The sequence below is a fragment of the Cysteiniphilum sp. GTC20157 genome, assembly GCF_055396795.1.
Genome location: NZ_AP044698.1, coordinates 1,819,471 through 1,838,601 on the forward strand (window position 1 = coordinate 1,819,471; position 19,131 = coordinate 1,838,601).

At 38.1% G+C, this 19,131-nt stretch carries 21 protein-coding genes; 5 read left to right on the forward strand and 16 right to left on the reverse strand.

Annotated features, from left to right (window positions below; all coding sequences use genetic code 11):
* Positions 1–11: 11 nt before the first annotated feature.
* The 7 genes from ACZ5V8_RS08250 to ACZ5V8_RS08280 form a co-directional block, all read right to left on the reverse strand.
* The gene (locus tag ACZ5V8_RS08250) at positions 12–467 is read right to left on the reverse strand and encodes a nucleoside deaminase (protein WP_440615634.1); all 456 of its coding nucleotides are present in this window, start codon (positions 465–467) and stop codon (positions 12–14) included.
* Between the two features lie 24 nt (positions 468–491).
* Entirely contained in the window at positions 492–1,712 is a 1,221-nt protein-coding gene (locus ACZ5V8_RS08255) for a metallophosphoesterase (protein WP_464217407.1), read from the reverse strand.
* 483 nt (positions 1,713–2,195) lie between these two features.
* On the reverse strand, positions 2,196–2,540 hold the full coding sequence (gene erpA, locus ACZ5V8_RS08260) for an iron-sulfur cluster insertion protein ErpA (RefSeq protein ID WP_440615632.1): 345 nt from the start codon (positions 2,538–2,540) through the stop codon (positions 2,196–2,198).
* A gap of 309 nt (positions 2,541–2,849) precedes the next feature.
* Positions 2,850–4,925, reverse strand: a complete 2,076-nt coding sequence (gene pnp / locus ACZ5V8_RS08265; protein WP_464217408.1) for a polyribonucleotide nucleotidyltransferase — start codon at positions 4,923–4,925, stop codon at positions 2,850–2,852.
* A 47-nt stretch (positions 4,926–4,972) separates the two neighbouring features.
* Positions 4,973–5,239 carry a 30S ribosomal protein S15 gene (gene rpsO / locus ACZ5V8_RS08270; RefSeq protein WP_440615630.1) on the reverse strand — a complete coding sequence of 89 codons (267 nt, stop codon included), beginning with the start codon at positions 5,237–5,239 and terminating at the stop codon, positions 4,973–4,975.
* Positions 5,240–5,381: 142 nt separating this feature from the next.
* Complete coding sequence (gene pyrE / locus ACZ5V8_RS08275) at positions 5,382–6,035, reverse strand: orotate phosphoribosyltransferase (RefSeq protein WP_464217409.1); 654 nt, start codon at positions 6,033–6,035, stop codon at positions 5,382–5,384.
* A 448-nt stretch (positions 6,036–6,483) separates the two neighbouring features.
* The gene (locus tag ACZ5V8_RS08280) at positions 6,484–7,830 is read right to left on the reverse strand and encodes a dihydroorotase (protein ID WP_464217410.1); all 1,347 of its coding nucleotides are present in this window, start codon (positions 7,828–7,830) and stop codon (positions 6,484–6,486) included.
* A gap of 137 nt (positions 7,831–7,967) precedes the next feature.
* Here ACZ5V8_RS08280 and ACZ5V8_RS08285 point away from each other — a divergent pair, with 137 nt between their 5' ends.
* The 5 genes from ACZ5V8_RS08285 to ACZ5V8_RS08305 all read left to right on the forward strand — a co-directional run bounded on the left by ACZ5V8_RS08285 (position 7,968) and on the right by ACZ5V8_RS08305 (position 13,713).
* The gene (locus ACZ5V8_RS08285; RefSeq protein ID WP_464217411.1) at positions 7,968–9,479 is read left to right on the forward strand and encodes a class I adenylate-forming enzyme family protein; all 1,512 of its coding nucleotides are present in this window, start codon (positions 7,968–7,970) and stop codon (positions 9,477–9,479) included.
* A complete protein-coding gene (pabB, locus tag ACZ5V8_RS08290; protein WP_464217412.1) occupies positions 9,472–11,295 on the forward strand; it encodes an aminodeoxychorismate synthase component I in 1,824 nt (607 codons plus the stop codon). The genes ACZ5V8_RS08285 and pabB overlap by 8 nt, the downstream gene beginning before the upstream one ends.
* 7 nt (positions 11,296–11,302) lie before the next feature.
* Complete coding sequence (locus ACZ5V8_RS08295) at positions 11,303–11,902, forward strand: anthranilate synthase component II (RefSeq protein ID WP_464217413.1); 600 nt, start codon at positions 11,303–11,305, stop codon at positions 11,900–11,902.
* 38 nt (positions 11,903–11,940) lie between these two features.
* The gene (alr, locus tag ACZ5V8_RS08300; protein WP_464217414.1) at positions 11,941–13,095 is read left to right on the forward strand and encodes an alanine racemase; all 1,155 of its coding nucleotides are present in this window, start codon (positions 11,941–11,943) and stop codon (positions 13,093–13,095) included.
* 240 nt (positions 13,096–13,335) lie between these two features.
* Positions 13,336–13,713, forward strand: a complete 378-nt coding sequence (locus tag ACZ5V8_RS08305) for a YidH family protein (RefSeq protein ID WP_464217415.1) — start codon at positions 13,336–13,338, stop codon at positions 13,711–13,713.
* A gap of 7 nt (positions 13,714–13,720) precedes the next feature.
* On the opposite strand, the gene ACZ5V8_RS08310 is transcribed toward ACZ5V8_RS08305, so the two are convergent.
* The 9 genes from ACZ5V8_RS08310 to trpD form a co-directional block, all read right to left on the reverse strand.
* Positions 13,721–14,044: a hypothetical protein gene (locus ACZ5V8_RS08310; protein WP_464217416.1), complete on the reverse strand. Its 324-nt coding sequence runs from the start codon at positions 14,042–14,044 to the stop codon at positions 13,721–13,723.
* A 95-nt stretch (positions 14,045–14,139) separates the two neighbouring features.
* Positions 14,140–14,430 (reverse strand): HPr family phosphocarrier protein, encoded by a 291-nt coding sequence (locus ACZ5V8_RS08315; protein WP_440615620.1) that lies wholly within the window; start codon positions 14,428–14,430, stop codon positions 14,140–14,142.
* Positions 14,427–14,822, reverse strand: a complete 396-nt coding sequence (locus ACZ5V8_RS08320; RefSeq protein ID WP_440615619.1) for a PTS sugar transporter subunit IIA — start codon at positions 14,820–14,822, stop codon at positions 14,427–14,429. Before ACZ5V8_RS08320 ends, ACZ5V8_RS08315 begins: the two co-directional genes overlap by 4 nt.
* A complete protein-coding gene (rapZ, locus tag ACZ5V8_RS08325; protein WP_464217417.1) occupies positions 14,819–15,685 on the reverse strand; it encodes an RNase adapter RapZ in 867 nt (288 codons plus the stop codon). The genes ACZ5V8_RS08320 and rapZ overlap by 4 nt, the downstream gene beginning before the upstream one ends.
* A gap of 39 nt (positions 15,686–15,724) precedes the next feature.
* A complete protein-coding gene (locus tag ACZ5V8_RS08330; RefSeq protein ID WP_464217418.1) occupies positions 15,725–16,156 on the reverse strand; it encodes a phosphoenolpyruvate carboxykinase (ATP) in 432 nt (143 codons plus the stop codon).
* A 34-nt stretch (positions 16,157–16,190) separates the two neighbouring features.
* Positions 16,191–16,643 (reverse strand): PTS sugar transporter subunit IIA, encoded by a 453-nt coding sequence (locus ACZ5V8_RS08335; protein WP_464217419.1) that lies wholly within the window; start codon positions 16,641–16,643, stop codon positions 16,191–16,193.
* A gap of 43 nt (positions 16,644–16,686) precedes the next feature.
* The gene (hpf, locus tag ACZ5V8_RS08340) at positions 16,687–17,043 is read right to left on the reverse strand and encodes a ribosome hibernation-promoting factor, HPF/YfiA family (RefSeq protein WP_440615615.1); all 357 of its coding nucleotides are present in this window, start codon (positions 17,041–17,043) and stop codon (positions 16,687–16,689) included.
* A 114-nt stretch (positions 17,044–17,157) separates the two neighbouring features.
* The gene (locus ACZ5V8_RS08345) at positions 17,158–17,661 is read right to left on the reverse strand and encodes a hypothetical protein (protein ID WP_464217420.1); all 504 of its coding nucleotides are present in this window, start codon (positions 17,659–17,661) and stop codon (positions 17,158–17,160) included.
* Between the two features lie 411 nt (positions 17,662–18,072).
* On the reverse strand, positions 18,073–19,020 hold the full coding sequence (trpD, locus tag ACZ5V8_RS08350) for an anthranilate phosphoribosyltransferase (RefSeq protein WP_464217421.1): 948 nt from the start codon (positions 19,018–19,020) through the stop codon (positions 18,073–18,075).
* Positions 19,021–19,131 lie beyond the last annotated feature (111 nt).

A 19,131-nucleotide genomic window follows, 5' to 3' on the forward strand; every position in this document is an offset into this window, starting at 1 on the left:
GAATGATAATTTCAAATGCCAATATCTTCACTCCATAATTCAGGCTTTTCATCCATAAAATTTGTCATCAATGCCGTACATTTTTTATCCTCCAAACACAAAATCTTAACTCCATTTTGAGTTAAAAGCGCTTCAGCACCATAAAAATTCTCTCTCTCACTTATTACAACCATTGGTATTTTGTAAAGGAGGATTGCACCTGAACACATGCTACAAGGAGAAAGTGTCGTGTATAAAATTGCATTCTGATAATCAGTGGCAGCCAATCTACCTGAATTTTCCAAGCAATCCATTTCTCCATGCAAAATAGAACTGCCTTTTTGAACTCTTTGATTATGTCCTTGCCCAACTACTTCACCATTTATAACAAGAACACTGCCAATTGGTAACCCACCTTCATGGTAACTTTTTAATGCCATTTTATAAGCAAGCATCATATGCTTTTTATGACTCTCTGTTTTGTTCATTAGAGTTCCTTATGGAGTAGCGGATTAACCATAATTGAAACAGTCAAAACACTTATAACGATAATGTGGATAGTTTGGGTTGTGTAGCGTTACTAATGGCAATAACTGATGAAAGTTCATAGAATCAAGGCACTGATTAATATCACCTGCTGCATCCTTACAAAACTTAGATTTAAATGAATACACGGTATTTAAGTAAAGTACTGAGCTATTTGGCGTTATCACTCGGTTACTAGCCTGACTAAAAGCATAACTTGTATAATCCTCAATTCGCCATGTTTTATTTGTATTTATCAAATGAAAGGTTTTAACTGATGGCAGATTGCCATGGGAAGTTGACAGTCCTGCAGTAAAGTACTCTCCTAGCAATCGATGCTTAAGTTTAAGGGTTTTCAACTCCTCCATATGTGTATGCCCCACTAAAACACCAGCGATAACACTTTCATAACGGTTAAGCAAATTCATAAACTCTTTGGCTTCATTTTTATGCCAAAAATCTTTACCATCATAAATATTTAATCCCACTGGAATGTGCATTGCAATAATTACTTTATTTTGCTTGGCTTTGGCTATTTCCAGTACCATTTTAGCAAACGCCAACTGCCTTTGGATTTTAGCAACATCCTCTTTTGATCGTAATGAATGTTCAACTGAGAACATCACACTATTTAGTGCTAAAATCTCAAGTTTTGGCGCAATTTTAACTACACCATACCCATCCGTTTCATTTATCTTATCAACGTCAAGGCATGGGTAAATTCGAGTTTTATCACACACTTTCCCTGTCGATAGCAATCCATTTTTAAAGCCCACCCCCTTAATCACTTGATACATATTATTGCCTTGGTACGTAAATCTGCCATAATTTTTTTCAAAACTATCATTATTACCAAAAACACTAATAATCGGTGTCTTAGGGAACTCTCTCATCAATATTTTGTAAACTGCCGATTGATTCTCATGAACAAACTGCTGCCTATCCATGTATATATTACGCATTTTATGCCCCACCAAATCACCTAGTAACAATATAAAATTGGGCTTTTTAATATGAGTCAGCTTTACATGTTGATTGACTTGCTGCATGAAAGATTGATATGTTTTAGCATCCAAATCATTTGATGAATGATAACCTTTTGGCATAATCTGCATCGGCTTGTCTTTTCTTATATTTAAGTGAATATCACTCATAACTAAAAAATCTAACTGATCACTAGCTTGCAAGCTTTGACAACTTACAAGCATTAGTGAAAACACTCCACAATATAACTTTGCCAAAAATTTCACAATAAATTTCGCACCTACATAGCGTTGCCGTTAGCAGCAATTATAATCTTAATTAAGGTTATTTTTATACGTGGGAACTACGTAAAATGAGTGCGATTTATGCAAATAAACCGTAGGGGCATATCGCATAAGCCCTGTGGTTATGCATATCCTTTAAGTGTAGCGGCGTATTGCATACGCCCTATATTAATACGCTCACCATTATACATAAGTAGTTATCAAGTAATAAATCAAATCCCCCTCACCCGTGCAGCCTAGCTGCACGACCTCTCCCGCAAGGGGCGAGGTATGAGATGATGAACCTTTTTATGCAACGTTACTAAACAATGGCTCTCTGGCAATAATGAGCATTCGGATTAAGCCTGAGAATCCAAAGAGCATCTGATAATATTTGCATTATTACTTATGCTCTATATTGAATATATATTAAGACAAAGAAATTTAAACAGAAAAAGAAGAACCACAACCACAAGTGGCTTTGGCATTCGGGTTACGAATAATAAAATGAGCACCTTCAACATCTTCTTTATAGTCGATATCAGCGCCAACAAGATATTGAAAACTCATCGCATCAACCAATAAATAAACACCATGATTTTCAAAGATCATATCATCTTCTTTTTGCTCTTGATCAAAGGTAAAGCCATATTGAAAACCCGAACAACCACCACCGGTGATATATACGCGCAACTTCAAATCGTTATTGTCTTCTTCTGAGATCAGCTCTTTTACTTTCAAAGCAGCTGCATCAGTAAAATTAAGCGGCTGTGCTTGTTGAACGCTCATTTTGCTTTCTTTTGCTCCCTTATTTTTACTATATAAGCAAGTTAAATTTTAATTCCCCCTCACCCGCGCAGCTTGCACTGCACGACCTCTCCCACAAGGGGAGAGGGGTAATAGGGGGAATGCAAGTCAAATTTCAATCATCCCTCACCACACAGCTTGCACTGCGCGACCTCTCCCACAAGGGGAGAGGTAATAGGGGGAATGCAAGTCAAATTTCAATCATCCCTCACCACACAGCTTGCACTGCGCGACCTCTCCCACAAGGGGAGAGGTAATAAAAAGTGGAACTTATCTTTTTATCATTACTATCTATTGAACTGGTACAAGCTTGATTTTGCCCATGCGGTCAATATTTTGCACCATAACATTCATGCTTTTGCCTTCTGCCATCGTATTTGGATTAACACCAATACTTTCAAGCTCAGCAAATGGCAATAAGCCATCTTTACCTGGTAGAATATTAATAAATGCGCCAAAGTCTAATACTTTAACGACTTTACCGCTATAGGTTTGACCAATTTCAGCACTAGCTGTTAACGCCAATACTTCTTCAATAGCAGCATTTAATGCATTACGACTCTTGGCAAAAATCTTCACATCACCATTATCAGAGGTATCAATTGAGGCACCCGTCTTCTCGGTAATGCCTTTAACCGTAGCTCCACCTTTACCGATCACATCACGGATTTTGCTTGGATCGATTGTAATGACTTCAACTTGTGGTGCATTGTCAGAGGTTTCTGTTTTATATTCAGAAATCACTTCATTCATAATGCCCAAAATATGCAAGCGGCCTTCTTTGGCTTGCTCCAATGCTGCGTGCATGATCTCACGCGTGATACCTTTGATTTTGATATCCATCTGCAAAGCGGTCACACCATAGCGTGTGCCGGCTACTTTAAAGTCCATATCACCTAGATGATCTTCATCACCCAAAATATCGGACAATACGGCATACTTGTCACCATCTTTAATGAGCCCCATTGCAATACCCGCAACAGGAGCAGCCAACGGCACGCCAGCATCCATCATTGATAGTGATGAACCACACACGGTTGCCATTGAACTTGAGCCGTTTGACTCAGTAATTTCAGACACTACACGAATAACATAAGGATAGGCATCTTCATTTGGGAAAACGGCTTGTGTCGCACGCTTAGCAAGATTGGCATGACCAATCTCACGACGTTTAGGTGTGCCAATCATCCCCGTTTCACCCACTGAGTATGGCGGGAAATTATAATGTAACATATAGCGGTTTTTCTTATCACCACCTAATGTTTCAACCAACTGTGCATCGCGATCATTACCTAGAGTTGTCACCACTAAGGCTTGTGTTTCACCACGCGTGAACAAAGCTGAACCATGCGCTTTAGGCAAAACACCCGTACGCACATTAATCGGACGCACTGTACGTGTATCACGACCATCAATGCGTGGCAAACCACTTAAAATATTTTTACGAACGACTTCTTTTTCAATGTCGTGGAAAATCGTTTTAATCTCTTCTACAGAAACTTCTTCTAATTCAGTTTCATCAGCAATAATAGTCTCAACCACTGTTTTGCGTAATTGGTTGATTGCCTCAACACGTTTTTGTTTTTCAGTTTCTTGGTAAACTGCTTTAATCTCACTATAAAAACGTGATTTAATCTGCTCTTTTAATGCTTTATTTTCCGCTTGTGGCATAAATTCCCAACGCGGCTTAGCAGCATATTTCGCTAAGTGATTAATTGCGTCAATGATCACTTGCATTTCTTTGTGACCATATAAAACAGCGCCAAGCATTACATCTTCTGGTAAGCTTTTTGCTTCTGATTCAACCATCAACACGGCATCTTTGGTACCGGCAACGACTAAATCCAACTCTGAAATATCTAGTTTGGCAAATGATGGATTTAAAACATATTGCCCATCAATAAAGCCGACACGCACACCCGCAACAGGACCTTCAAATGGCACTCCAGATAACACCAACGAAGCCGAAGCACCGATCAGCGCTGGAATATCCGGTGGTACCTCAGGATCATACGATAATACCGTTGCCACAACTTGAACCTCATTGTAAAAACCCTCTGGAAACAACGGACGCAATGGACGATCAATCAAACGAGCCGTTAATGTCTCGTTTTCACTTGGACGCCCTTCACGACGTGGAAACCCGCCTGGAATCTTACCTGCTGCGTATGCTTTTTCTTGGTAGTTGACTGTCAATGGGAAGAAATCTATACCTTCTTTAGCCTCTTTTCGCGCTGCAGTCGTTACCAATACAACGGTGTCGCCCATAGTAACCAAAACTGAACCTGCCGCCTGACGCGCCATCGATCCCGTTTCTAACGTTACTTGATGTTGTCCTAACTGAAAGACTTCTTTAAATATTTTCACGTGTGTACCTTATTATCATTGTTTTGCGGTGTGTCGTATCTTTGATCTTATCTACGTAAACCTAAACGTGCGATCAATGCGCGGTAGCGCTCGATATCTTTGCTCTTCAAATAGTCAAGAAGCTTACGACGCTGACTAACTAAACGCAATAAACCACGTCTTGAGTGGAAATCTTGTTTATGTGATGCAAAATGTCCTTGCAACCCGGTAATGCGCGCTGTCAATAACGCAACTTGTACTTCTGGTGAGCCCGTATCACCTTCTGAACGTTGATATTCAGAAACGATCGTTTGTTTTTGCTCGGTGCTTAACATAGTATTTTCTCCTAAGATTTATTTCTTTTGTTAAACTTCCCATGTGATATTTCATATATTGAATCATAAAAAAATATCGTGACAGTTTAGCAACGGGCGTATAATACATGCTTTTTTGAGAAACAACAAGCAAAGCCAAAGCTTATTTTTGCGCCACTGAATACTTTCGTTGGTAGGTTTTCATACATTCAATTAACACATGCTCAATCTGACCTTTTGATTGAAGATAATCGATTAAATCACTTAAACCGCCAATGGCATAAACAGGAAATTGGTAAGTTTTCTCAACCATTTTAACGGCTGATATCTCTTGATTAGGAGCCACTTCTTGGCGATCTAATGCAACACAAACACCTTCAATGGTTCCACCATGATTTTTAATAATATCAATAGCTTCTTTAATGGCAGTGCCCGCAGTAATCACATCATCGATAATTAATACTTTTTTGCCCTTGATATCAGCACCAACAAGCACACCTCCTTCGCCATGATCCTTTTTCTCTTTACGGTTGTAGCAAAACCCAACATCTTTACCATAGCGACTATATAAAATAGAGCTAACAAGTGCCGCAAGCGAGATACCTTTATAAGCAGGACCAAATAACACATCAAACTGCGCCTCACTCTCCATTAATTTAGCTGCATAACACTCTGCTAATTGATGCAAGGTCTTGCCATGATTAAACAGCCCTGCATTAAAGAAATAGGGGCTAATGCGCCCAGATTTTAACGTGAACTCACCAAACTTAAGTGCCGACGCCTCAATGGCAACATCAAAAAAATTATAGTCATTCATCTTCACTAACTTACACAACCTTATTCCTAGTAGTAGCCTTAATATACTTATCACTGACTATTTTGCAATATTTAGTTGCTTGGCAGTTTATGAGCATTCGACAGCCACGCTTAACCAGGGCGCTTAATATCAACAAATGTATCAAAATCAATACAGTCAATTACATCCTTGAAACTGCATTTTAAAATTTTAGACTGCATAATAGCGACATATCAACGCCCCCAGTATTAAGGATAACTATGATTTACTACATGATGCACTGGCTAGTACAAGAGCAGATCGAACAAGAACTTAAGCAGTCAAAGTCGAACAAAACAAACAGCAACCATCAATAAATACACATCAAGGAGTAACGACATGATTTACTACGGATTCTACTGGATGACTGCTAATCAAAAGAGCAGTGATAAATTAACTCAACCGAAACATAAATAATTCAATCTAAAATCTAAAACTTAGCAAAATCCAAACTAACCCCCAAGTTATCAGCGACAATCCGTCCATGATCATATTTCAAAACACCATTAATAAATGTCTTGTTAATGGTTGATGAAAAGCTCAAACCACTAAATGGCGACCAACCACATTTTGATTTTGCTGCAACGTCACTCATATGCTGTTGTGCATTAAGATCCACTAATACCAAATCAGCCCAATAACCCTCACGGATAAAGCCACGCTCTTGAACCTGATAGATTGTTGCTGGTGCATGTGATGTTTTCTGAACGACTTTTTCCAATGAAAAAACACCTTGATGATAATGCTCAAGTAATGACAATAATGCATGCTGCACCAGTGGCAAGCCAGATGGTGCCTTGAAGTAACTTTGATGCTTCTCAGCCCAAGTATGAGGTGCGTGATCCGTGGCAATAACATCCAATACATTATCATTGACAGCTTGTAACAATGCCAAACGATCCTCTTCTTCTTTGATCGCAGGATTGCACTTGATTAAAGCTCCTCGTGTGTGATAGTCATTACGTGAAAAGAATAAATGATGCGCGCAAACCTCAGCAGTAATGCGTTTATCAGCAAGTGGGGTATTTTTATTCTCAGCAAATAATTGCAACTCATCCTTGGTAGTAATATGCAGCACATTAAGCTTAGTATTAAACTTTTTAGCCAAGTCTACTGCCAAGGTCGATGATTTAATGCAAGCTTCTCTGCTTCTAATCAAAGGATGCAAATCAAACGGTACATCCTCACCATATTGCGCGCGATACACCTCTTCATTTTTTGTAATCATTGGCGTGTCTTCACAGTGCGTTGCTATTAAAATGGGGCAATTGGCAAAGAAGCTTTCTAATGTTTTGACATTATCAACCAACATATTACCCGTTGATGCGCCCATAAAGATCTTAACACCGCAAGCATCACCTGATTTTAAACGCTTCAATTCATCAACATTATCATTCGTCGCACCTAGATAAAAAGCATAGTTAGCATGTGACTTTGTCGCCGCTAACGCTTTTTTCGCATCAAGGCGCTCAATTGTCACCGTTGCCGGATTGCAATTGGGCATCTCCATATACGATGTAATACCGCCGGCAACGGCAGCTTTAGACTCACTTTCTATATCTGCTTTGTGTGTCAACCCTGGCTCACGAAAATGCACCTGATCATCGATCATACCAGGCAACAAATGTAATCCTTCCGCACCGATGATTTTAACATCAGGAGAAGCTGAAATATCTGGTGCAATTTTTGCAATTCTACCTTCGTTTACTAACACATCGGCAACAAAAATTTTACCTTCATTGACAATCGTTGGTGATTTAATTAAATAATTTGACATCGCTTTATCATCCTTTTAGCTCATTTTGCACTCCCACCATTCTATATCAGCATGCTTTATTTTTATAGCAAAGCGTGCACTAAAAGATTCAATTGTTTTAAGCCAACCTTTATCCTAAAATACTGCCCTATCGCTTTATGCATAAATACATAAATAAAGAAGCCAATATGCTAACACCCTTAGACATTCAAACAGTTGATCATTTTTTAGCGCATCTAAAACGTTTAGATACAGCTCCGATGTTTATCTATCAAGACCAAGTGCTGAGTTATGCAGACATGCATGATTACACTTTTACTATTGCCCAGTGGTTAAAAGAAAACAACACAACTAAAGTCATGTTTGCAATACATAACTCTCCTCTTTCTGTTGGGCTTTTTTTCGCAAGTTGGCATCAAGGAATCAATTGCATACCCGTTAATCCGCGCTTTATTGCTAATGAATTACTTGAGCTTGTTAAAAGAGCCAAGCCGGATCTGTTAGTGATTGAACCAAAGCAGTACTCTGAGGCAATTAGTAACTATTGCCAGACTAAGCAGATTGAACTTGTTATTATTGATAATGCTTTAGATTATTTACAGAACTTAAAGAAAATTTCCGGCATTAAGATCAGCAATTCACCTCAAACCCAAAGTGAAGGTATTACCTATCACATAAGCTCTGGCACGGGTGGACATTATAACTTTCACGGGCATTACACGCAGCAAATTCTAGCCTACGCCTATGCACGTCAATTTGATTATGGTCTTAATAAAGGGGATATATCCCTTGTACACCTTTCATTTAATCACGCTTATGCCTTCTCGTATCAGCTATTACCTAATATAGCTCTGGGCAATTGCATGATATTAGCGCCTAGCTTTGATGCAGCGGCTTCACTCAAACTAATTGAAAAACATCAAATTACAGCATTGGCACTCTTGCCAACGATGTATTACCAACTAGCAGTTGAAGCACTAAAAACGCCAATAAACCATAAACTTAGGCACTTAAGTATTGCAGGTGATCAGCCAAGTGAATCGTTAATACATTTGATCAAAGAAACTTTTAACACACCGTTACTAAATGGTTTAGGCATGACAGAAGTTTATGGCTACGCGCAAAATCTCACAGAGTCGAGTATTTATAATAAAATCAAAATTTTTGATGATATTAAGATGAAAATTGAACCAATTAAACATGATGACCTTAGGTTTGTTAATACTGAGCAACGAGATATTGGCGAGCTATATATTAAAGCACCAATGCAGCCGATCTCTCACCAAGGAAAGTGGTTAGCCACAGGCGATTATGGCTATATTGATGATACGCATCATCTATACTTTCTTGGGCGCATTAAAGATATCATTGTTAAAGGTGGCTCTAAAATTGCCCCTTTAGAACTTGAACATTATCTTTATCAAATGCCTGAAATTGAGCAAGTTGCCATCATTGGTAAGCCTGATGAAATATGGGGAGAGCTTGTCTGTGCGTGCATTGCTACCAAAGATAATCAGCCTATCACTGTAGAGGAAGTTAACACATTTATCACGCCACTTCTTGCTGCATATAAGCATATTGATCAGGTCTATTTATACCCGCAATTACCACTTAATATCACCGGTAAAATTGACCGCTTTCGCTTAAAAACAGAGATCAACAATGCCTAATAATCACCTACCTCCATTTACTTATCTTGAAAATACTTTAGATAGTAATGACAAGAGTTTTTATTTTAGCGAACCACATAGTGAAGTCCTATGCACTGACCCCAAGACGCTAAAGTCTGCATTTGAGAAGTTAGCAGCGTTACAACAACAAGGCTTATATCTTGTTGGCTTTATTAGTTATGAGACGTCATATTACTTAAATCCTGATTTCTCCTCCTTAAGGACAAATCCTAAGGCGCATAATCCCTCGCCATTACTACATTTTGTTGCCTTTGAGCAATGCTCATCAAAACGCCTTCAACCCAGAACAGCTTCTTCTAAGCACCCTGCTATTGATCTTATTTATGACTCATTACCTAAATCACAATATGCTCAAGATTTCAAGCGCATACAACAAGCATTAACCGATGGTGAAAGCTATCAGATCAATTACACTAAACGCATTAAGTTGCGATCAAGCTTAGCTGCTTATGAGCTTTACACACAACTAAAAGCGCAACAACCCGTTAGCTATAGTGCTTTTTTGCCTTTTAAGCCAATGACCGTTTTATCTTTTTCACCTGAGCTATTTTTTAAAAAACAGGGTGATACCATTACAGTGAAACCAATGAAAGGCACCAGTAAACGTTTTGATGATCCAGATGAGGATCTACAATCATATGAATTCTTGCGTACTGATCCTAAAAACAAAGCCGAAAATTTAATTATCGTTGATCTATTACGCAATGATCTTGCACGCATTTGCCATACCGGATCTATTGAAGTTATCAAGCCCTTTGCTATTGAAGCCTATAAAAGTGTTTACCAAATGACCTCGACGATTTCCGGCAAAGTAGATAGCAATATTCCTTTTGTCGATATTATTGAGCATTTATTTCCTTGTGGTTCAATTACTGGCGCGCCCAAGAAACGTACGATGGAGATTATTCAGCAGCTTGAACAACCACGTGGCTTATACACCGGTTGCATTGGCTATATTATGCCAAACAATGATATGTGTTTTAATGTTGCTATTCGCACATTAACGCAACACAATAATGAACCATGGCATTGTGGTGTTGGAGGTGGCTTTACCATTCAATCTACACGAGACGATGAGTGGCAGGAAATGACTACTAAAATTCAATTTATCAAACGTTTGTATCAGCCAAAATTTCAGTTAATTGAAAGCATACTTTACAGTAAAAATGGACTTACATCGTGTGATTTACATCTTGAGCGTTTATTAAACTCGGCATGTATTTTACACTTTGCTTTGGATATAGCGCGGTTAAAAAGTGCATTATTAAGCTATTGTGAAAAGCTTAGCCTTTCAAATAATGAACAATATAAACTAAGAGTCAGCACGGATTATAACGGTCGTTCGACTATTAGCCATCAACTCCTTGAACAAGTATCAAAAGCTCATTGCATTGAACTGTTTATTTGTCCTGAGAAAATAGATTCAAATAACCCATTATGGCAGCATAAAACGGACGATCATAGCACGCGTGGCTTTTATACACAGAAACACAGCCAATATATTGCGGATAAACCAAATTGTGAGCTTATTTTCTTTAATGAACAAAACCACCTAACTGAGGCACGTTTTTATAATATTATCGTTGAAATCGATGGTGTCTTATATACACCACCGATTAATGATGGCTTGTTACCTGGCATTGCCCGCGCTAAACTCCTTCAATCTGGGCAAATTCATGAGCGTTCAATCTCTGTAGAAGAATTAAAATTAAGCAAAAACATTTACCTTATTAATGATGTTCGAGGTAGAATACCGTGCTTTTTAAGTGCAAAAACAACCATGCAAGAAGTATAAATTTAAGATGTTACTTTTTATTGATCATTATGATTCATTTGCCCATATTTTGATGGATTATTTTGCCCAATTAGGCGAAGAAATTGTCTCTTTCAAATCAGATCAACTTGATCGATTCATTGACTACAATCAATTTACTGCCATCGTTATAGGGCCAGGGCCCGGACACCCTAATGAATTAACGCATTTATACCCTGAAATCAAACGGATGATTGATAGCAATGTGCCTATTTTAGGTATTTGCCTGGGTCATCAATTATTAGCACAATACTTTGGCGCTAAAGTCATTCACGCTGCCAATATCATGCATGGACAATGCAGCTCAATTGATTTTACTAACCATCCATTGTATCAAGGACTACAATCTCCTTTAATGGTGACGCGCTATCACTCATTGATTGTTGATATAGATAGCTTACCAAATGATTTTCAACCGATAGCACTTACCATGGACAATGAACTGATGGCATTTGCACATAAACAATTAGCCATTTATGGCATTCAATATCATCCTGAAGCTTATTTAACAGAATCAGGATTGAAAACATTACAAAACTTTCTTTTAGCGAATAAGCGCTTGTGCTTAGAGCAAAAGGCGTTATCCTAGTTAAATCAATCGATTTAATACCTTTTAGCATGATCAGTATGACAGCAAAACATCACAATTTACGTGCCTTTGCGAATATTAATCTTTCTCATCTTTTAACCAACTTAACTAGCATCCGTGCACAACACGAAAATAAATCTATCATTGTTATGCTCAAAGCAAATGCATATGGTCATGGTGCCGTTGAAGTTGCCAAGGCGCTAGATGGCTTATGCGACTATTTTGGTGTTGCCAGCGTTGAAGAAGGTATTGAACTTATTTTGGCAGGAATCGAGAAAACCAAGATCATTATTTTTTCAGGTTTTTTTTCCAAAGACATGGTGCAAACACTCATTGACTATAAACTTATTCCAATTATCCATAGCAGTTACCAATACGCGTTATTACATGAGTATTTTCAAAGTGATCACGCTGAGATCTGGCTTAAAGTCAACACCGGAATGAATCGTTTGGGATTATCAGAAGAAGAGTTTGAAGCGCTTTATCACAAGGCGCAATCTTACCATAAACCCATCAATGCACTAACCCATTTGGCAGAGTCTGAGTCTTGCGATCAATCTTTTACATTAAATCAGTTACAACGCTTTCAAACATTAATCAAAGATAAGTCATTTACTCATATCAGTGCTTTTAACTCAGCTGCCTCACTTTTAAATAATGATGATTTTAATACCAATACCATTCGCATTGGTTTAGCACTGTATGGTGCATGCGCTGCCGCACACCCATTATTAAAGTGCCCACTGAAGCCCGTTATGACATTGCATAGCCATGTTGTTGCAATTCAATCCATTGACGCGGGGGATTCCGTGGGTTACAACCGCCAATATATTGCCAAAGCAAAAACCCAAATCGCCATTGTGACAATTGGTTATGGTGACGGCTATCCACAAGCCGCTCCCAACGGCACCATGATGGCAATCAACGGCAAGCTCTATCCAAGTGCTGGAAAAGTCTCAATGGATCTTATGGCAATCGATATTGGCAATCATGCTGATATTAGTATTGGAGATACTGTGACTTTGTTTGGTTCATCTGACTTATTAGTGGATGATGTTGCCAAGCAAATAGGTACTTCAAGTTATGCCATGCTTACCGCGATTAATCCACGTGTTAAACGATTTTATTTAACTTCTGCTGATGCGCAGACAACACGATCTGCAATCAAAGACACAACCGCTTCAACTAAGTGATCTATTCCTGATGCAATTTCTGCAATACTTTGTCCGATCATATACGCAGGTGTGCTCACCACACCCTGCTAATAATACGGCAATTTTTTTTGACTCACTCATTATCATTCCTTATTTTATAGGTCACGGAAACAATCATAAATCACCACCTCAACAATGCAATAATTATCAAGGAAAACAATAATAATTTCGTCTAAAATTGAATTAGGTCAAATGTCAAAGAATAAGCTAAGGATTCGTATGATAGAACACTTCAATGACCACGCTGCGAATGAGCGAACCTATTTATCTTGGGTGAGAACTGCCATTGCACTCATGGCATTTGGTTTTTTGATTGAGAAATTTGATATTTTCTTACGAATTATGGCAAAAGGTGTTGGTGTAAGAGCAAGCAATATGATGTCACAATCAGCTGAAATCATTGGCATTTTAATCATGCTTATCGCGGTTGTCATCATCATTATTTCATCAGTCCGCTTTGCGATAAACAGACGAAACATTACTGCACCTGAAACCATCAGCTACAAAACACGCATCCCAGACATTTTTCTAGGACTTCTATTACTAGTGATTACTATCTTTATGGTAACTTATGCGTGGTATATGTTACTTTATTAAGCTTTTATTAAGCATTTGTTGAGATCAATACAAGCTTGTGCTTTTTAGCACCCCAACAACGGCTTAAGACATTATATTTATTTAGCCCTTGCTGCTTAAACATTTTCATAAAGCTATCACGCTTAACCGTTTTCTCAACGACGCCTGATTTTAATTTAATGTCAAAGCGATTTGCCCATTTACGAATCGTACCATGCTTAAATCCAAGCATCTTTTCAGCATCCTGATAGGTCATCCCCTCATCTGCACAACGCTCTAAAACTTCTCGTGCGCTGCAGTTATATTTCTGTTGAATAATGTGTTCAAAACTTCCTGTATACTGATTTGCCATGACTTGTTCCTCTTTTGTCTAGGTTTATAAAACTCAACGATGTGAATCATTCTAAAAATGTAAACTTAAGTCAAGCTTAAGATTTCTATTAATATTCAACTTTCTTCACCAAATCGATCCTGAATAAGCACTCTAATAGCATCAAGCGCTTCCTCCTGATCATCACCTTCTGCACTTAAACGAATAGATGTGCCACAACTGGCTCCAAGCATCATCAATCCCATGATACTTTTGCAATTTGCCTTAATACCGGTTTTGACAACCTCTACCTCAATTTCGCTACCAAAACGAAGGGCTAAATTAACCAACTTAGAAGCTGCTCGTGCATGTAATCCCAACTGATTGATCAATACTAAATCAATCGCTTTCATTTGTGTTTCTTTCACTTATCACCTTCTTCTAATACAATACACGCTTTTGATGCATCATAGACTCTTTCTGCAAGCTCATCCAACGATAACGCCTGCTTATGATATGTCAATGCCTTTAAGAGCATTGGCATATTAAGCCCTGTAATAACCGCTAGATGATAAGCGCGCATAAATGATTGCGTTACATTCGTCGGTGTTGCGCCAAAAAGATCTGTTAACACTAAGAAGCCATCACAATCAGGCATGCTTTTAAATGCACTTTCAACGCGCACTAATAATTCTGGTTGATCATATGAGCAGGATGAAACCACCTGAATATAATCTTTTTGGATCTCAACCAAACGTGTCGCCACCTCAACCATTGATTGTCCAATTCGTCCATGTGTAATCAGTACAACTCCAATCATCCTTTTAACTCCCTATGACCTACAATCACATTATCAAAGTCTGTTTTTAATCGCTTAGCCAGCTGCCCAGCAATATAAACTGATCGATGTTGGCCGCCTGTACAACCTATGGCTATATCAATATAGCTTTTGCCTTGCTGCTGCTGTAATTCACACCATTTCAAAACAAACTTGCTGATATCGTCTATCATTTCTAGTACTTGTGGCTGTTTTTGCAAATATTCAATCACATCAAGCTCAAGCCCTGTTTGCAAGCGCAAACGTTTATCCCAATATGGGTTAGGCAAACTCCGAACGTCAAAAAGATAATCGGCCTTTTGCGGCATACCATATTTAAAGCCAAATGAAAAAACCTTGATCTGACTGGATAGTTTGCCCTGCCCTAAGAGTTTTTGACAGACTATTTCTCTGAGTTCTTGCAAACTTAAATTGGTTGTGTCTAAAGTATAGTCTGCAATACTGGCATAGCTTTCCAAAACGGTAAATTCGGCATCAATCGCATGTTCTAGGGTCATTTTGTTATCGGAAAAAGGATGACGCCTACGGGTTTCATCATAACGCTTAATTAATACATTTCTACTGGCCTCAATATACCAATAAGTAATATTCATCTGATACTTATCTTGCAAATGTTTAACATGACAGTTTTCATTTGCTAGGAATGAGTGTGGTGCCAATGAAATAACAATATTTTGTTTGTATTGAGGATGACTCAAAACATACGCAAGCGTTTCTTCCAATAAAAATAAAGGTAAATTTTCAATACAAAAAAAACCTTGGTCTTCCAATATACTCAAAACAGTTGACTTGCCAGCACCAGAAACACCAGCTAAAAGCACAACCGATTTGGATGTACTATTCACGCAATCTACACCATTTCCACTCATCATAATTTGCTCAGTTTACCAAAGCTTTCGTATTTCCCCTAATCTATTTTGCAACTGCTTAGCACACTCATGCCAAGCTTTGTCAAAGACATCAATTTCAATTAAAGGTAAAGCTAAAGTTCTTGCTTTGTTGATATATTTTGGGTCTTTCACTTGCCTATATAGGTAAACAACATAGCTAATGATCGATTGATCTACTGCTTTTTCAACTTGAATAAAGTCTTTTTCTTTGTGATGCATAATAGCGAAGTATTGATCATTACATAAAGCGCCTTGGTATACATCGTTAGCTTGAGTAACACCCACCAAATCATCAGCGACTAGATAAAACCCCAAATACTTGATCAAGTGATAACAAAATTCTGTTTTACCGACATTTGGCGCGCCAATCACTAACAATCCAGTATCAATATTATTTGTTACAAGACTTGCATGCCAGTATCTCATCGTTGCTTCTCTTAAATAATGATGTACAAGAGAATTAAACATTACCTAAAAAGAGCTGATAAAGCGCTTCATTTGAATTAGCGGCTTTAATTTTTTCAAGTACCCCTTCTTGCTTTAGAAATTTTACCAGTTCAGCCATAAACTTAATATGTACATCGTTGACGTTTTGCGGAAAAATTGCAGCAATGACAATACTAACTTTGCGATCTTCTTCACCATATTCAATCACTTCTTCCAAGGTTAACACAGCCAAACGCGTCATCGTTAACCCCTCAATTCGACAATGGGGTACAGCAACTTGTTTACCAATAGCAGTATTGCCAATGCGCTCACGCTCAAAAAGCTTCTGATAAATCGTATCAGCAGTGATATCGATATCATCATCTTTTAATAACTGGCTTAATACCTCGAAAACACGCTTTTGACTTTGCAAGGCTGCTTTATTAATAACGCGTTGCGGAGAAATAAATGAAGACAAAAAGTTCATATGATTTATGATGAATTATTCAACGAAGTGGTACGTTATTCTATCAACGTTCCTCATCAATATCCACTACTTCGTCATCAGCCATTAATGCTTCGGCTTCAGGACGCTCAGCACGATGATCTTTTAATTTCTGCTTATGCTTTCTTACTTGAGCGTCTAGTTTATCTTGCAATATATCAATAGCTGCATACATATCTTGTGAATCTGACTTAGCCACAAACTCAGTTCCTGGCACGTTAATCACGGCTTCAGCCATTTGCTTGCCTTTCTCAACCGACAAAATAACGCGTGCAGCAATAATATGATCAAAATGATTATCAAGTTTACTCAACTTTTCATCTACATATTGCTTTAATGCAGGGGTAACTTCTAAATGACGACCTGTAATTTGAATTTGCATAGTGCAGTCCTCCATTGTATAGCCACGAATATCGTGGGGGTTTGTAAGTCAACTTTAATAATTCAAAGATAGCGCCAACACGCATGAATTACCAGCAAGTTCAGCATAATTTTATCAATTATTTTCTTGTGATTGTGCTTGATTTTTTGAATTCGTTGGCTCTTGGGTTTTACTCTTATCGTTTTTATTGGCATTAAAATAGTTATCTATTTTTTCAGCGCCTTTTTGTGCCACCTCTTTGGTATTTTGCCAACCATCAGCTGCTAGTTTCTTAGTTTTCTCCCAAGCATCATTGCTAGCATCTTTAGTATTTTGCCATCCTTCAGCTGTGGCTGATTTTGTTTTATCCCAACCTTGCTGTGCATAATCACCTGCTTTATTAGCTGCATCTTTAGCTACTTCTGTACCTGAGCGCGCTGTATCTGAGACATTTTGTTTAAACAGCTCCCAATTACTTCCAAAATTACAATCACTGGCTTTTGCTGAGCAACTTTGTGTCGCCGGATTATCTTCCACTTTAACTTGATCACTTGCTTTACTAGCAGTATCTGCAACACTCAAACCTGCAGTCAACAAAACAAAAACAGGAACCGCAAGATATTTTTTAATTGTCTGCATAATTTATCACATATTTTTAGAACTTAAGTACATTATCTTTTAGCAAAGCCCTTGCTAGAAATCAAATACAGATCATACTTCTTTGATCTTTGTATGAGTACGGGCAAATTTTTAAAAATTATTTTAATATCTTAAGCTTATCTTAATATTGACTTGTGATACTGACATCACTCAAGGGGATCACGATCACAGAGCAAACTTTTTTCTCTCTCCCTTCTCTTTCAGTATGCCCTGTGATCGTAACCTTGAGACCACGAAATTACCTTGCAGTACACTCCCTCCCTTCTCATCATCTATGTACTGCAAGGTGATCTCTTTTTATCATCACCCTTATTTTAAACAAAGTTATTCCAGACCATTACGCAATTCCAACGTGCTTATTTTGGCTTTACTCATAAAACATGATATTGATTAGGGGATTAAATGCGCAAACTTCCCTTGTGATAACGCATCTTTAATCAACTTAACCTCAGCTGATAGAGTATCAACAAAACCACTAGCAACATGCATCGCAGCAGCTGCATTTAATATCAACGTATCCTGCTTGGCACCTAACATTTCATTATTTAATAACGCTTTTGACTCCGCCAAATTCTGATACAAATCGCCAGCTTCTAAGTAATCTAGTCTGCCACGCACAAATCCAAGCTGCTCTGGATGCAAACTAAACTCGGTGACTTCCTCATGATCAAGTTTAATTACTTTATTGGCACCACAAACTGAAAACTCATCCATCCCATCACCATACACAATGTAGGCATGCGTGACACCTAAATGCTTAAGCGCATAAAGATACGGCTTAAGTAAGCGTTCATCATAAACCCCTGCAACAATTCTCTTAACCTGCATTGGATTCAGCAAAGGACCCAATACATTAAAAAAAGTGCGTTTACCCTCTTTAGCAAAGCGTTGACGCACATTAACCACTTTGGCAAAAATCGGATGAAAAAATGGCGCAAATAAAAAAACCATTCCTTGCTCTTTTAATAAGCTCAATGCGACTTCTGGGTTATCAGGAATTTCAACATTAAGCTTTTGTAAAAAGTCAAAACTACCGCACTTTGATGTAGCCGAACGATTACCATGCTTGGCAACCTTAGCACCTAACTCATGCACCATTAATGCGCTTAGCGTTGAATAATTTAAGGTTCGACAACCATCGCCTCCAGTACCAACAATATCCACTGTTTCAGCAAAAGGGTTTTCCACTTTAATACTATAATTTAGAAATGTCCGCGCTAATTCAAAAAGTGTTTGCTCTTCATATAGCTCAGCATCTATCTGTTGAATGATTTGATACTGCTGGTCTTCACTTGTTTCATCACTTAGCAATTGATTGACTAATGACTCAATTTCCACAAACTCACCTTCTTTTATCTATTTATTTTATTATTCATTTTGCTACCCTTAAAAATAAGAGCTTTAAAATTTGCTTTCGCCCGCTCTATGCTTTTGGGGCGTATGCAATAC

What these genes read in the sequence shown, in the direction of transcription:
- ACZ5V8_RS08280 (WP_464217410.1), bottom strand. Translation starts at nt 7,830, where the DNA reads ATGTCAAATTATTTAATTAAATCACCAACGATTGTCAATGAAGGTAAA.
- ACZ5V8_RS08250 (WP_440615634.1), bottom strand. Translation starts at nt 467, where the DNA reads ATGAACAAAACAGAGAGTCATAAAAAGCATATGATGCTTGCTTATAAA.
- ACZ5V8_RS08320 (WP_440615619.1), bottom strand. Translation starts at nt 14,822, where the DNA reads ATGATTGGAGTTGTACTGATTACACATGGACGAATTGGACAATCAATG.
- ACZ5V8_RS08335 (WP_464217419.1), bottom strand. Translation starts at nt 16,643, where the DNA reads ATGAACTTTTTGTCTTCATTTATTTCTCCGCAACGCGTTATTAATAAA.
- pabB (WP_464217412.1), top strand. Translation starts at nt 9,472, where the DNA reads ATGCCTAATAATCACCTACCTCCATTTACTTATCTTGAAAATACTTTA.
- ACZ5V8_RS08330 (WP_464217418.1), bottom strand. Translation starts at nt 16,156, where the DNA reads ATGAGATACTGGCATGCAAGTCTTGTAACAAATAATATTGATACTGGA.
- alr (WP_464217414.1), top strand. Translation starts at nt 11,941, where the DNA reads ATGACAGCAAAACATCACAATTTACGTGCCTTTGCGAATATTAATCTT.
- rpsO (WP_440615630.1), bottom strand. Translation starts at nt 5,239, where the DNA reads ATGTTAAGCACCGAGCAAAAACAAACGATCGTTTCTGAATATCAACGT.
- erpA (WP_440615632.1), bottom strand. Translation starts at nt 2,540, where the DNA reads ATGAGCGTTCAACAAGCACAGCCGCTTAATTTTACTGATGCAGCTGCT.
- pyrE (WP_464217409.1), bottom strand. Translation starts at nt 6,035, where the DNA reads ATGAATGACTATAATTTTTTTGATGTTGCCATTGAGGCGTCGGCACTT.
- ACZ5V8_RS08345 (WP_464217420.1), bottom strand. Translation starts at nt 17,661, where the DNA reads ATGCAGACAATTAAAAAATATCTTGCGGTTCCTGTTTTTGTTTTGTTG.
- ACZ5V8_RS08295 (WP_464217413.1), top strand. Translation starts at nt 11,303, where the DNA reads ATGTTACTTTTTATTGATCATTATGATTCATTTGCCCATATTTTGATG.
- ACZ5V8_RS08305 (WP_464217415.1), top strand. Translation starts at nt 13,336, where the DNA reads ATGATAGAACACTTCAATGACCACGCTGCGAATGAGCGAACCTATTTA.
- ACZ5V8_RS08285 (WP_464217411.1), top strand. Translation starts at nt 7,968, where the DNA reads ATGCATAAATACATAAATAAAGAAGCCAATATGCTAACACCCTTAGAC.
- ACZ5V8_RS08255 (WP_464217407.1), bottom strand. Translation starts at nt 1,712, where the DNA reads ATGCTTGTAAGTTGTCAAAGCTTGCAAGCTAGTGATCAGTTAGATTTT.
- hpf (WP_440615615.1), bottom strand. Translation starts at nt 17,043, where the DNA reads ATGCAAATTCAAATTACAGGTCGTCATTTAGAAGTTACCCCTGCATTA.
- ACZ5V8_RS08310 (WP_464217416.1), bottom strand. Translation starts at nt 14,044, where the DNA reads ATGGCAAATCAGTATACAGGAAGTTTTGAACACATTATTCAACAGAAA.